This window comes from Streptomyces pseudoechinosporeus, from assembly GCF_054783935.1.
In genome coordinates this window covers 502,701-515,428 of sequence record NZ_BAAGPS010000012.1, presented here as the reverse complement: position 1 = coordinate 515,428, position 12,728 = coordinate 502,701, and the positions used below count along the sequence as shown (strand labels likewise).

Sequence of the window (12,728 nt, the reverse complement as noted above, 5' to 3'; positions counted from 1 at the left end):
CCCAAGGCGCGTGGGGGCGTGTCAGCCCACCAGTCGGCCACCGGACGGCTGATGGCCGGCGACGAGACCGCCGCCTCGGCGGTTCGGACGAGTGGCGAGGCTGGTGGCGGTGAAGCCCGGCACTTCGGCGAGCGCCGACCGCGCCTGCCTGGGCTGCGTGGGGCGCGCGCACGGCCAGGACACGGCCGGGACACGGTCGGTGTACGCGTCGTGTTCTGCGGCCGGAAGGGCAACCCGTAAGTGACGGGGGTGCATTGGAGGGCCAAGGAGAGGAGGATGGGGTCGGCAGCGCCGGCGAGCGGTCGTGGTCGGCGTTCGGAAGACGACCGGAGATACGACATGACGACTGCACACGCTCCCCATCCGGACCACACGCACCAGCACGGCGAGGGCTGCGGCCATGTCGCCGTCCCGCACCAGGACCACGTGGACTACGCCCACGACGGTCACCTGCACCGCGTCCACGACGACCACATCGACGAGTGCGAGCCCGCGGGTCACTCAGCCCACGACGACCACGCCCACCAGCACGGTGAAGGCTGCAGTCACGTCGCGGTGCCCCATGGCGATCACGTCGACTACGTCCACGACGGCCACCGTCACGCAGGACACGACGGGCACTGGGACGACCACTGAACCGAGTCGCCCCGCTCACTTACTGGTCAGCGTGTCCAGGGTCAGCGCGACCAACTGGGCCCCCGTAGCAGCCTGCTCCTGGTCCGGCATGACGGCGGCGCGGAACGTGCGGGCGTGCAGCAGGGACATCAGCCACCAGGCCGCGGCGCGCGGGCCGAGGTTCGGGCGCTACGTGCAGGGCATGCGGCCCGAGGGATGACAAGACACGTCAACCACCCGGCTGAGCACGGGCACGGACTGGACAGCCCGTCCCTGCAATACCCCTGTGCGGAAGTCGCAGGTGTTTAAAGGCTCAGCGTAGGCCGTCGGTTCCGCCTGCGCGCTCAAACCGCTCCAGCTCGCCCCCGTCGCCAATCACCGCCACCAGATCGGCGCCGGCCAGCCGTGCGCGCGGGATGCCCGTCTCCGTGACCAGCCGGTCCACCGGCACGCGCTCCGGATCATCGGCCCGCAGTGCTCAGTCCTCAACTCCGCCTCGTCGCCGATCAGAAGCAGGACCCTGGCCTTGATCCGCTCGCTCAACCCATCGTTCCCTCCGGGAGGACTGTCAGAGCGGGGATCGTACAGTCGATCAACTGGAACAGAAAGCCCTGTTCCCTCGGCACGGGCGGGCCGACCGGGGCGGCACGCCTCCGCATAACGGCATTGGATCTGATGGGGACGAGTGCGGTGCCACTGTCCATCACACAGTCGCCCAGCGTTCCCGTCGACTCGGCCACTCGGCGACAGGGCTTGGCCACCACGGCACGGGCGACATGGAGGTGCAGCTGCGCACTGACCGGGGGCCCGGAACGGCCTGAGGACCTGTTCCGCCTCAGCTACGCCACGGCGTAGCAGGCACCTGTCCGGCGCGTCCGCGGAGGGGCTGTATGTGACCCGGCAGGGTGCGAAGTGGTGGCTGGGCTCGGTGCTGCCTTTCGGCGGTGTGGTCAGGGGCGAATGATGCGGTGGCTCCCCGGTTTCGCTGACCCGGGAACCAGTGCTACAAGCGCCGGGTCTCGGTCAGGCGGGGGTGACGTTTTCGGCTTGGGGTCCCTTGGGGCCCTGCGTCACGTCGAACTGGACCCTCTGGCCCTCGTTGAGTTCGCGGTAGCCGGTACTGGCGATGGCCGAGTAGTGGACGAACACGTCGGGGCCGCCGCCGTCCTGGGCGATGAAGCCGAAACCCTTCTCCGCGTTGAACCACTTCACAATGCCCGTAGCCATTTCAATCTCCTCCATGGGCACAGTGCGAGTCCGCTTCTGTGCCGTTGTGCTTTGACCGTCAACGGCTTCCCAGGGCTGCGGAGGCTAAACACGGCCATCCGCGAGGTGTCTTCACATCTCGGCGAAGGCAATGCTCAATCATTGGGTTTGAATTCTCTGCCGGGTTCGACTCTCCGGCACGAAATTCCCTCAAACAATTCCTTGGCGATTTGTCCAGCTCGAACGACCCGGCAATCCGGGGTGGCCTCAATGGCTTGGCGCATGGGATCAATGAGGTCTTCTCGGCAACGTGATAGTTGCGGTGTGTGACGGGGTGCGGGTGCCCGCTCGCGGCCTAGTTCTGCGGTGCCAGGGTGCGTAGGACGTCGAACTCGTTGCCCTCGGGGTCTGCCATGACCACCCAGTTTCGGTCTGAGCCCTGGCCCACATCCGTCTTGGTGGCGCCGAGGCCGAGCAATCTGGTCACCTCGTCCTCGGTGCTGCCGTCGATCGGGCTGACGTCGAGGTGAAGCCGGTTCTTCACGGTCTTGCCCTCGGGCACCTGGATGAACAGCAGGGTGGGCGGCATCTGGCGGGCCCGAACATCCTCGACGGTCGGCACCCAGGAGCCGATCTCGACCTTGCCCTCGCTCCGGTCGATCACCTTGAAGTCCAGGACCTTGCACCAGAAGGCCGCGAGCCTCTCCGGATCGTGGCAGTCAACGGCCAACTCGGTGAACCTACTTGTCATGACTCTCCCGGATAGTGCGGATGGGGCTCAGAGTATTGGCCACGCCGCCCGTCCGACAGATCCGCGATCTTCCTGGCTGACTAGGGCCATCAGACGGGCTTGACCCGGCATCAGATACGCGAGAAGCCCCTGGTAGGAACAGGTCTGCGAAGAACAGGTTCCGGGTACCGAGAGGCTTCACGCGTTGACCAGTATCACCTACACCGGCGTGCTCGATGTCAGCCGGGCCACTGCTGAGGCCCTCGCGAAGCTGCTGCTCGAACACCGCGAGCGTCTCGGGACCCGCAAGGGCACCCGCGCCCTGGGGCCGTTCAAACAGGGCGTGTTGATCCTGCGCTGGTTCCTGGACGGTACCCGGCTGACTCAACTCGCCCGCGACAACCGGATCTCCGTCCCGACGGCCTACCGCTACCTCCACGAAGGGCTGACCGTGCTCGCCGACCACGCCCCGGACCTGTCCATCGCACTGGAGCGCGCGGCCGCGGCCGGCTTTACACACCTCAACCTCGACGGCACCGTCATCCGTACCGATCGCGTCACCGCCTCTGGCCCGAACAAGGCCGACCTGTGGTGGTCGGGCAAGCACAAGCACCACGGCGGCAACGTCCAGGTCATTTCCGCACCCGACGGCTGGCCGCTCTGGGTCTCGCCGGTCCGGCCCGGCCGCGAGCACGACACCACCTGCGCCCGTACCCACGGCCTGATCGCCGCCCTGAACCGGCTCGCCGACACCCTCGACATCCCCACCCTGACCGACCTCGGCTACGAGAACATCGGCGACGGGTTCCGCCACCCGGTCAAGAAGCCCAAGGGCGGCGAACTCACCGACGACGCCAAGGCGTTCAACTCCGTCATCCGAGGCGTCCACGGCGTGGCCGAACGCGCCAACGCCCTGCTCAAGGTGACCTTCAAGGCTCTGGGCAGGGTCAGCCTCGATCCCAAGGCGATCACCCGGATCACCCGCGCCGCCCTCGTCCTGCTCCGGATGGAACACGGCCGCACCAGCTGAACGAAGATCACGAACCGTCACGAGACGTTACCGAGAAGGGCTCAATGTGCCGCCATCACCGAAGCGCCAGCGACAGAGTGACGAAGAAAGCGACGCCGTGACCACAACGGCCCCGGCGGCCGCCGGGGCCGTTTCACCTTGCTCCGTCGAAAATTAGTATGTCGCTTTCACGCACATCTTCAGCGTCGCTCAAAAAGTCGCCCAGCATGCCGACAACAGCGTCGAGGTCATCCTGACCCGGTGCGCGAAGTGCCACAACGACCGGCAGTCGATCAACAACCAGTGCACTGAGCACCTGTTGCGCGCTCGACCGGCCGCCCGAGCCGGACCCGTAGCGTCAGGCCGAAACGCGGACGACCCACCAAACCGTGTGCGTTTCGTCGGCCAGGAAAGGCCATTACGTGCAGCCGTTCGTGCCAGAGGCTGACTCACACGTGCTCGTGGAAGTCGAACCTCAGGCCAAGTGCTTAGAAGACGCCTGCTCTATCCACTGAGTCGCCGGGCTGACCAGCGAAAACGCGGACTTCCCGCCCTGCACCCCCCAGTGTGGGGGACACATGAGGGATCGTAGAGCTCTGGTGGCCGGGGTACGCAAGCATCTCGAGAGGCCACATGTAGCTTCCCACGCCATATGCACAGGACCGAAGCCCCTCACGTTCTGCGGGCCCCAGGCGTCCGGGCGAGTCGAAGAAGAAGACTCCCGACCCTTATCCGACATCCGATTTCCGCATGCGCGGGAGTTCCGAGATCTGGGTATCGGTGACGAGAGGCTGGCACGGCGTGATGACCGTGGCGGAGTGGCTTGATCATTGGATGCAACAGGCTCCTCTCCTTCCCGGTGACCGGCTGCGTGATCTGCTGGACCGGCTCGATGACCTCGATGAGGAGGAAGAGTAGCGCCGAGGGCGGCGTGCGTGTGTGGGGGCTTCTGTGTTTGTGCGGGACCGGTTGTGTGTCGGTAGGGTGACGTGCTGTGGCACCACGACCCTTGCATGAACTTGTTGAAGCGGGCTGGGCGAAGGCTCTGGAGCCGGTGGCCGGACGTATCGCGGCGATGGGGGACTTCCTGCGGGCCGAGATCGCGGCCGGCCGGACCTATCTTCCGGCTGGGGCGAATGTCCTGCGGGCCTTCCGGCAGCCGTTCGACGACGTCCGCGTGTTGATCGTCGGGCAGGATCCCTATCCCACGCCGGGGATGGCCATCGGGTTGAGTTTCGCGGTGGCGCCCGAGGTGCGTTCGTTGCCGGGCAGTCTGGAGAACATCTTCCGGGAACTGCATACGGACTTGGGGCTGCCCAGGCCGTCGAACGGCGATCTGACGCCCTGGACCGAGCAGGGCGTGCTGCTGCTGAACAGGGCGCTCACCACGGCCCCGCGCAGTCCGGGGGCGCACCGGGGCAAGGGGTGGGAGGAGGTCACCGAGCAGGCCATCCGGGCGCTGGCCGCGCGCGGTAAGCCGCTGGTGTCGATCCTGTGGGGGCGTGACGCGCGGAATCTGCGGCCGTTGCTGGGGGATCTTCCGGCGATCGAGTCGGCGCATCCGTCGCCGATGTCGGCGGACCGCGGGTTTTTCGGTTCGCGCCCGTTCAGCCGGGCCAATGACCTGCTGGTGCGGCAGGGTGCGCAGCCGGTGGACTGGCGCCTGCCGTAGGTCATGGTGACGGCGGCCTCTTGCCTGGTGTGCCGGGCTCTTGTCGGGCGTGGGTCACGACTCTCGTTGAGCGAGAGTCATCACCGACCGCCTCTCAGAAGGGGTGTCGATCTGTGCTCGATGACGCATCATGTGGAGTGCGTGGCCATCCTTGAACCGGCCGCTAAGGGTTCCTGACTTGCGGTTTTGTGAGTGCGCATTATGTGTGGTGTGGGTGTTACGGGCGATATCTTGACGCTGAAATGAAGCTCGTGACGCTCATTTGACGCTCGCCTGATGGAGTGTCAGGCGTGCTGAAGTGTTGCTTATGCCGCATGTAGCGGCCAAGGTCGAAGGGGTTCTCTCAGGAAAAGGCGGTGAGTCGCCCTGGCGGAGGGGTGAAGAGATCTTCTTGAAGTCCTCTACCAGGTGGTCCTGACCTGCGGCAATGTGGTCGATCAGGTCTCTGACCTGTGCTGATCCTTCTTTCGCGGTCTTTCAGGCTCGTGCCCGGTTAGATAGTCGATTCTCCCCACGCGCTCCCCACAGCCGCCCATACTCCCCAGATTCTCCCCAGGGGAGTCGGGGGAGAGGCTCGGTGTGCCCTGGTGTTCGCGCTTGTGGAGCGGGCGCGGCAGGTACGGTGCGTAATTTCCGGATGCCTCAGGGCGGCGAAGGCCGGGGATGAGGCCGGCGACGCGCTGACGCCCGGGTGCTTGCTTCTGGCGGTCCCAGGAGCTCATGACTGCGCCACCGGGATCGTCCGTGCGTCTCTGTGCTGCTGGCGGTCAGCGCTATGGGGCGCTGCCCATCTCCGCGGTGAAGCCCATGGTGTCGCTGTCGAATCCTCGGACCATCTCGTGAAACTCCCACGCTCCGGAGGTATCCCGGGTGAACTCCGCGACAGTGGCGGCAGTGGATCCGGAGACCTGCGCGAAGTTGTCCTTCAGCAGTTCCTCGTACCCCTCGACCACCAGCACTCCGGCGTTCGATATGTCGCCGAAGGTCTTGGTGCCGCTGTTCTGGTGGATCGCCACGCCCACGACCACCCGTGCGAAGGAGGACGCGAGGCGATCGAGCTCCAGAGACATCGCTTCGACATAGCCGAAGCCCTGGCCGGTCTGGCTGTGGCGGCTCATGTTGATGGTGCCGTCCGGTGAGCGGCTGTCGAAGTGGACGACGTACGCCGGCCGCCCGTAGGGGGCGTCCGCCGAGTAGGTGGCAGCGATGATGTCGAGATGATGAGGCGGCTGATCCCAGGGACTCGGGTCCCACTTGAGCCGCACCTCGGCCTTCTCCACTCCCTGGCTGTCGCTGCTCACCGGATTGCTGCCTCTCCCATACCAAGCCACCACGGGATCGGTCCCCCGCATGGTCAAGTATGGCTCTCGGCCATCCCGTTGAAGCCTTGTCCGGCTGGCTCCTTCGGCGGCCGATGCGTTCACGCGTGTGCCCGGCACCCTGCTGCCATGGTCTCTGTCAGCCACGCAGCGCTCGTTGACGCCGTGCCACGCTCCTGGTTCGAGGGCGTCGTCGCCGTGCTCGCAGGGCTGGGGGAGGAGAACCGGGCCCGGGGTTCCTAGTCGACCTCCAGCGCCGCCCGGGCGAGCTCCAGGAACCTCAGGTGCTCCTGGCGGAAGTCCCGGTGTGCGGCGTCGTACCGGCTGCGCTCTTCCTCGCTGCCCGTCACCAGTTGTCCGAGCAGGCTGTTCGTGGTGATCGCCGCGCGGCGCAGTGTGTGCGCAGCTTCGGCGACCGGCGTCGGCCCTTCCAGCATGACCTCCCGGCTGGCTCTGGTCACCTCGTTGAGCGCCGCTCGGGCGGCGGTCTGCATCTGCGCGACGAGGGCGGCTCGCGGCTGGGCCTCCGGTGTGGCGTCGACCTCCTCCATGCGCCACAACACCTCCGACAGTCCGTGCACCGCCGCGCTCATTTCCCGGTACGCGTCGCGCCGCCGGGTGCGTGCCTCTGCGGCCTGGGCCGCATGCGCGGTGACCTCGGCCTGCACCCGCGCGGATCTGGTGGCACCTCGGCCGGTGACCCAACTCGCGACCACCGCCGTCCCACCGGTGATGAGACCGATCCACCAACTGTTGTCGACCACAGCGGAATTGTGACAGCCGACCGCGCGTCTACAGGGAGTCGCCTACGTGCGGCCCGAAGCGGCCGTGCGGCGAAGCGCTTCCTCCTTCCCGCCGTCCGCCGATGAGGAGCCCTCTGCAGACTCTGACGTTGCCCTCTCTCCGGACTTCTGCTCTCGCAACCGGCGGGCGCGCGTGACGAGGCCGGTGCTGGAGCTTCTGCTCCGGTGCCCGTGGACGCGCGGGTCGTCCGTGACGTCGTAGCGCTGCACGTACGCCCCGAGGAACGCCTGAAGCGTGGCGACCGCGGGGATGGCGATCAGGGCGCCGACGGCGCCGAGGAGGGCGGTACCGGCGATGACGGAGCCGAACGCGACCGCGGGGTGGATGTCGACGGTCCTGGCGGTCAGCTTGGGCTGCAGCAGGTAGTTCTCGAACTGCTGGTAGACCACGACGAAGACCAGCACCCACAGCGCGTACCAGGGGTCGACGGTGAACGCGATGAGCATCGGCAGGGCGCCTGCGAGGTAGGTGCCGATGGTGGGGATGAACTGCGAGACCAGGCCGACCCAGACGGCGAGCACGGGCGCGTAGGGGACGCCCAGCGCTTGCAGAAGTATGTAGTGCGCGATGCCGGAGATCAGGGCCATCAGGCCGCGTGAGTAGATGTAGCCGCCGGTCTTGTCGACGGCGATCTCCCACGCGCGCAGCACCTCGGCCTGCTTGGCGGGCGGCAGGACGGAGCACAGCGCCCGGCGCAGGCGGGGGCCGTCGGCGGCGAAGTAGAACGAGAACAGCGTGATCGTCAGCAGCTGGAAGAGCCCGCCCAACACCTGGGTGGACACGTCCAGGACGCCGGTTGCGCTGTTCTGCACGTAGTCGCGCAGCCAGTTGGAGCGGAGCAGATCCTCCTGTACGTCCACCCGTTTCAGGTCGGTCTTGAAGTGGGTGTTGATCCAGTTGATGACGGAGTCGAGGTAGGCCGGGAAGTCCTCGACGATCTTGATGATCTGCTCGGCGAGCATGGAGCCGAGCAGCGTGACGAAGCCGACGGTCACGATCACGAGGCCGAGGAAGACCAGGAAGGCGGCCAGGCCCCTGCGCATGCCGCGGGAGGCCATCCAGCTCACTGCGGGCTCGATCGCGAGGGCGAGGAAGAACGCGATGAGGATGTTGATCAGCAGGCCGAGGAGCTGGTGGAAGGCCCAACCGGCCAGCTGGAACACGGCGATGAGCGCGAGTGCGAGCACCAGGGCGCGCGGCAGCCAGCCCGGCATGCGCGCACCGCGCCCGGTGGCCTGTCCGGGCGAGGGCTGGGGGCTCGGCGGCGTGTCGATTGCAGACACGTGCGGGGCGGCCTGGCCGGTCTCGTCTGTGCGTGCCACCGTGCAAGTCTCGCCCACGCCGCTTCGGGGCCGGACGCCGCCCATGGTTCTTACCGGATCGGCCCGGTGCGGCGCGTCGGGGCGCAGGCGGGTACTCCCGCTGTCGTACGCGCTCGGGCATGGGCGCTCATACGGTGTGGAGGTGATGTCCTTCGATCGCCTGAGTGCCTGGCTGCGGGACCTTTCGCCGAGGTCCGTGGATTTCCTCGTGGTGGCCGTGGTCGCGTGGTTCACCGGGCTGGACGCGGCATCGAACGAACCGGAGTACCGGCAGGCGGACTGGTTCACCTGGCTGCTGCTCGCGGTGTCGCTGCTCGCGCTGTTCTGGCGGCGGCGGTGGCCGGTGGCGGTCGCGGTGGTGACCGGGGCGGCGTGCGCGGGCTGGGCGCTGTACGGGCACATCGGGGAGCTGCTGAACCTGCCGGTGATCGTGGCGTTGTACACGGTCGCGGTGCAGGGCGACCGGCGGCGCACCCTGTGGACCGGGCTGATCGCCTCGCTGACGTCGGGTGCGGTCGCGCTGTGGGTGGGCAACGACGTGGTGAACCCGCAGGGGCTGGCGGTGCTGGAGATGCTGTGGCCGCTGGTGCCGCTGCTGCTGGGGGAAGCGGTGCGTACGCGGCGGCAGTTGCAGGCCGAGTACGCCGCCCGGGCCGTCCGTGCGGAGGAGGACCGGGAGCGGGAGGCGGCGCGGCGGGTGCATGAGGAGCGGGTGCGGATCGCCCGCGAGCTGCACGACGTCGTCGCGCACACGGTCACCGCGATGACGGTGCAGGCGGGCGTGGGGCTGGACGCGTTCGACGTGAAGCCGGAGGTGGCCCGGGCCGCGATGCGGCAGGTGCGGGAGGCGGGCAAGGAGGCGGTGCGGGAGCTGCGGGCCACCGTCACCGTGTTGCGCGAGCAGGAGGGTGATCCGGTGGAACCGGCGCCGGGGCTCGAGCGGCTCGCCGAGCTGGTCGACCGGTTCGCGGGCGGCGATGTGGAGATCACGCTGCGGCGGGAGGGCGCGCCGGACGGTGTGTCGCCGGTGGTGGGGCTGGCCGTGTACCGGATCGTCCAGGAGGCGCTGACGAACGTTGTCAAGCACTCCGGCGCTCGGCACGCGGCGGTGTCCGTCGTCCGGGCGGACGGTCGGCTGACGGTGGAGGTCGTCGACGACGGCCCGCTGGCCATGCCACAGGCAGTGGGCGGCTTCGGGCTGGTCGGGATGCGGGAGCGGGCCGCGGCGGCCGGGGGCACGATCGACTACGGGCCGCTGCCCGGCGGCGGTTTCCGGGTGCGGGCCGAACTCCCGGCCCGCGGTGGCGACGGAGGGGAGCGATCGTGACGGTGCGCGTGGTGCTCGCGGACGACCAGACCGTCGTACGAGCCGGCTTCCGCGCCCTGCTGGACCTGACCGACGACCTCGTGGTGGTCGCGGAGGCGGCCGATGGGCGGCAGGCCGTGGAGGCGGTGCGGCTGACTCGGCCCGACGTCGTCCTGATGGACATCCGCATGCCCGGCGTCGACGGCATCGAGGCCACCCGCCTCATCGCCGCCGACCCTGCCCTGGACGGCGTACGGGTGGTCATGCTCACCACCTACCAGGTCGACGCGTACGTCTTCGAGGCGCTGCGGCACGGGGCGGCGGGCTTCCTGCTCAAGGACATCGAGCCGGACGAGCTGCGGGAGGCGATCCGCACGGTCGCCGCCGGGCAAAGCCTCCTCGCCCCGGCCGTGACGCGCTCGGTGGTGGAAGAGTTCGCCCGGCTGAAAGGTCCGGAGGCGGCCGGTGCCGAGCGGCTGGCGGTGCTCACCGAGCGGGAGCGCGAGGTGATGGCGCTGGTCGCAGCCGGGCTGAGCAACGAGGAGATCGGCCGGGAACTGCTCATGAGCCCACTGACCGCAAAGACCCACGTGAGCCGCGCGATGACCAAGCTCCGGGCACGGGACCGGGCACAGCTGGTGGTGCTGGCGTACGAGACGGGACTGGTCAGAGCAGGGGAAGGCTGAGCGAGCAATACCGGAGTGGTTCTGCCGGCGGACGGAATGTGCTGCGGCGTCGCCCGGGCCATGCCCAGCCCCGGTGGGCGACGCGGGTGACCCGCACCACCCCGAACAGACCGGTCAGCCAGCGGCGATGCCCCACCTCCCGCCACCTGCGCACCTTCCCGTCCAAGCCGGTCACCCCCCTGGGCCTCGCCCGCCCGCAGCGCGTCCTCTTCCCGGCGGGCACGGAGATCGAGGTGGTCCTGCATCAGTTGTCGCAGCAGCTCACGGCCCCGCTAGCACTGCGGGAGAAGGAGAACGGATCAGGTTCGTGCAGGGCGTCGTACTGTTCCATCGGGGCTCTTTTCCTTGCGTGGATCCGATCTGGTTCGCATCTTCGAATCTGCGGAGAAGAGCCCCTTGGTCACCGCGAGGTGACCCGGTCCCTGCTTCGCCCGCCCCGAGCAAGCGTGAACTGGCCCGGCGCGTCCTCGTCCAGCCAACCCCGCTCTACCAACCGCTTCAGCTTCCCCCGCGTCCCCTCGATCTTCACCGTCGTCGCAGTCAACCCGATCCGCGGCACGATTTGCTTGGCCTGCAACGGCCCCGGCGCATCGGAGACGACCTCCACGATGTCGCGGCACACATCCGGCAGCACTCCCGCGACCAGACCCTCCCGCCACGGCGGCACCATCACCACCCCGATGCCCCGGGCCGCCGTCGCGTCCTTCACTTCCGGCGGATCCGCTGCCGCCCCATCCGCTTGCTTCTCTGCCTCCATGGCCGACAGCTCCGCCAGCACCTCCGCGACGGTCACCCGCGTGACAACCAACCGCGCCAGATCCTCCCGGGCCCCCTCCAGATGAACGGACAACCCCTCTGTCTCCGCTTGGAGTTCGTCGACCCGCCGTCGGGCCACGGCCTCACGTTCCTCCGGCAACGACACCATGACGCCTCCTTCACACGCCACGGTGGAAGCCAGCCGTCTCCGGCACCTACCCATCAGGAACTTCCCTGCTCAGTCCCTCCCCTCAGAGGATCCGGGCTCATCCAGGTTCGGTTGCAAGTTGGCGAGGTGACGGGCTGCCGTCTGGCGCCTCCTCGCAAAGAATCCGACCATTGGCTGCGGGGTGCCCGTGCCCGGGGCGGTGCCGGGATCCAACGGGGGCTGGCGCCGGGGGCGTCGGGAGGGGCGAGCATGGGCAGCTGGATCGTGATCGCGCAGTGCCACTACAACGGTGACTACCTCCAGACCGAGATCATCCGTGAGGTGAACGGTACGAAGGAGCAGGCGCTGGGGGAACTCCGCGCCGTCGTCCATACCTATCGGCCGCGCACGAGGATCATCGAACAGTGGCGCCGGGTGTACCGCCTAGCTGACGGCGAGTCGTACTTCGTGTTGATCAAGGGGATGACAACGCTGTGGAACTGCACGCTGCAGGTCGCGGAGTTGGTCTCGGACTCGGCCGACCAGGGTGAGGCCAGGAGCATGCAGGCGGAGGAGACAGCGGCGGACCTGGCTGTCGAGCCGCAGGACTGGCCGCCTCGCTACTGGCACGACCCTAAAGCGTTCGGCTGATGGCCGGGCGGCGCATCGCGCGGTCGGCTGACGATGCGAGTGGCGACGCCAGCGTTTGGGGCGCACGGCCCTCGCCGGACACGCCGAACGCGCCTCCACCGAGATGACCGTTCAAGCCCGGGCCGAACGCCTCCCCGCCGCCCGCCGCGACAACGGCGACGCCTGCCATCGCTGCCTCACCGGCCACCTCGACCAGCTCCACTACGACACCGCCCTCACCGTCGGCTGGCCGATCGCCGCTGGCGCTGTCGAAGGAGCATGCCGCCACCTCATCGCCGACCGCCTCGACATCACCGGCGCCCGCTGGGGCCTGCACGGCGCGGAAGTCGTCCTCCAGCTCCGCGCCCTGATCACCAACAGCGACTTCGACGACTACTGGTCCTTCCATGCCGCCCGCGAGCACCAGGGTCTCTACCCCACCCCCGACCAGCAGGAGTACAGCCTCACAGCTTGAACCCGACCTTCACTTCAGAGAATCCGCGCCCAGAGGCGATGACGGAAATG

General features: G+C 68.1%; 15 protein-coding genes and 2 pseudogenes. 9 read left to right on the top strand and 8 right to left on the bottom strand.

All coding sequences use genetic code 11. The features are described 5' to 3' along the window. The first annotated feature begins 18 nt into the window (after nt 1–18). Both ACYVO6_RS20030 and ACYVO6_RS20025 read left to right on the top strand, forming a co-directional pair. Nucleotides 19–240, top strand: a complete 222-nt coding sequence (locus ACYVO6_RS20030) for a hypothetical protein (protein WP_461062886.1) — start codon at nt 19–21, stop codon at nt 238–240. Nucleotides 241–339: 99 nt separating this feature from the next. Beyond that, the gene (locus ACYVO6_RS20025) at nt 340–636 is read left to right on the top strand and encodes a hypothetical protein (RefSeq protein ID WP_461062884.1); all 297 of its coding nucleotides are present in this window, start codon (nt 340–342) and stop codon (nt 634–636) included. A 292-nt stretch (nt 637–928) separates the two neighbouring features. Here ACYVO6_RS20025 and ACYVO6_RS20020 read toward each other — a convergent pair whose 3' ends face one another. The 3 genes from ACYVO6_RS20020 to ACYVO6_RS20010 all read right to left on the bottom strand — a co-directional run bounded on the left by ACYVO6_RS20020 (nt 929) and on the right by ACYVO6_RS20010 (nt 2,572). Further along, nucleotides 929–1,060, bottom strand: a complete 132-nt coding sequence (locus ACYVO6_RS20020) for a hypothetical protein (protein WP_461062882.1) — start codon at nt 1,058–1,060, stop codon at nt 929–931. A 578-nt stretch (nt 1,061–1,638) separates the two neighbouring features. Then, a complete protein-coding gene (locus ACYVO6_RS20015) occupies nt 1,639–1,842 on the bottom strand; it encodes a cold-shock protein (RefSeq protein ID WP_141307768.1) in 204 nt (67 codons plus the stop codon). A 334-nt stretch (nt 1,843–2,176) separates the two neighbouring features. Continuing rightward, nucleotides 2,177–2,572 carry a VOC family protein gene (locus ACYVO6_RS20010; protein WP_461062879.1) on the bottom strand — a complete coding sequence of 132 codons (396 nt, stop codon included), beginning with the start codon at nt 2,570–2,572 and terminating at the stop codon, nt 2,177–2,179. Nucleotides 2,573–2,756: 184 nt separating this feature from the next. Between ACYVO6_RS20010 and ACYVO6_RS20005 the strand changes: the two genes are divergently transcribed. The 3 genes from ACYVO6_RS20005 (at nt 2,757) to ACYVO6_RS19995 (ending at nt 5,232) form a co-directional block, all read left to right on the top strand. Next, a complete protein-coding gene (locus ACYVO6_RS20005) occupies nt 2,757–3,581 on the top strand; it encodes an HARBI1 family protein (RefSeq protein WP_461062877.1) in 825 nt (274 codons plus the stop codon). A gap of 729 nt (nt 3,582–4,310) precedes the next feature. Then, on the top strand, nt 4,311–4,478 hold the full coding sequence (locus tag ACYVO6_RS20000) for a hypothetical protein (protein ID WP_461062875.1): 168 nt from the start codon (nt 4,311–4,313) through the stop codon (nt 4,476–4,478). Nucleotides 4,479–4,554: 76 nt separating this feature from the next. After that, complete coding sequence (locus ACYVO6_RS19995) at nt 4,555–5,232, top strand: uracil-DNA glycosylase (RefSeq protein WP_461062873.1); 678 nt, start codon at nt 4,555–4,557, stop codon at nt 5,230–5,232. Between the two features lie 773 nt (nt 5,233–6,005). Here the strand turns inward: ACYVO6_RS19995 and ACYVO6_RS19990 are convergent. The 3 genes from ACYVO6_RS19990 to ACYVO6_RS19980 form a co-directional block, all read right to left on the bottom strand. Further along, nucleotides 6,006–6,533 carry a TerD family protein gene (locus ACYVO6_RS19990; RefSeq protein ID WP_461062871.1) on the bottom strand — a complete coding sequence of 176 codons (528 nt, stop codon included), beginning with the start codon at nt 6,531–6,533 and terminating at the stop codon, nt 6,006–6,008. Nucleotides 6,534–6,790: 257 nt separating this feature from the next. Then, complete coding sequence (locus ACYVO6_RS19985; protein ID WP_461062869.1) at nt 6,791–7,315, bottom strand: hypothetical protein; 525 nt, start codon at nt 7,313–7,315, stop codon at nt 6,791–6,793. Nucleotides 7,316–7,357: 42 nt separating this feature from the next. Beyond that, nucleotides 7,358–8,677 carry an AI-2E family transporter gene (locus ACYVO6_RS19980; protein WP_461062867.1) on the bottom strand — a complete coding sequence of 440 codons (1,320 nt, stop codon included), beginning with the start codon at nt 8,675–8,677 and terminating at the stop codon, nt 7,358–7,360. A gap of 145 nt (nt 8,678–8,822) precedes the next feature. On the opposite strand from ACYVO6_RS19980, the gene ACYVO6_RS19975 reads away from it, so the two are divergent. After that, nucleotides 8,823–10,004, top strand: coding sequence for a sensor histidine kinase (locus tag ACYVO6_RS19975; RefSeq protein WP_461062865.1), 1,182 nt, complete (start codon nt 8,823–8,825; stop codon nt 10,002–10,004). Next, nucleotides 10,001–10,669 carry a response regulator gene (locus ACYVO6_RS19970; protein WP_461062863.1) on the top strand — a complete coding sequence of 223 codons (669 nt, stop codon included), beginning with the start codon at nt 10,001–10,003 and terminating at the stop codon, nt 10,667–10,669. Before ACYVO6_RS19975 ends, ACYVO6_RS19970 begins: the two co-directional genes overlap by 4 nt. A 67-nt stretch (nt 10,670–10,736) precedes the next feature. Here the strand turns inward: ACYVO6_RS19970 and ACYVO6_RS19965 are convergent. Both ACYVO6_RS19965 and ACYVO6_RS19960 read right to left on the bottom strand, forming a co-directional pair. Next, a pseudogene (locus tag ACYVO6_RS19965) lies at nt 10,737–11,000 on the bottom strand (ISKra4 family transposase); the annotation flags it as partial. Nucleotides 11,001–11,069: 69 nt separating this feature from the next. Further along, a complete protein-coding gene (locus tag ACYVO6_RS19960) occupies nt 11,070–11,594 on the bottom strand; it encodes a hypothetical protein (RefSeq protein ID WP_461062861.1) in 525 nt (174 codons plus the stop codon). Nucleotides 11,595–11,843: 249 nt separating this feature from the next. On the opposite strand from ACYVO6_RS19960, the gene ACYVO6_RS19955 reads away from it, so the two are divergent. Both ACYVO6_RS19955 and ACYVO6_RS19950 read left to right on the top strand, forming a co-directional pair. Next, nucleotides 11,844–12,224 carry a hypothetical protein gene (locus tag ACYVO6_RS19955; protein WP_461062859.1) on the top strand — a complete coding sequence of 127 codons (381 nt, stop codon included), beginning with the start codon at nt 11,844–11,846 and terminating at the stop codon, nt 12,222–12,224. Nucleotides 12,225–12,288: 64 nt separating this feature from the next. Further along, a pseudogene (locus ACYVO6_RS19950) lies at nt 12,289–12,678 on the top strand (ISKra4 family transposase); the annotation flags it as partial. Nucleotides 12,679–12,728: the final 50 nt, after the last annotated feature.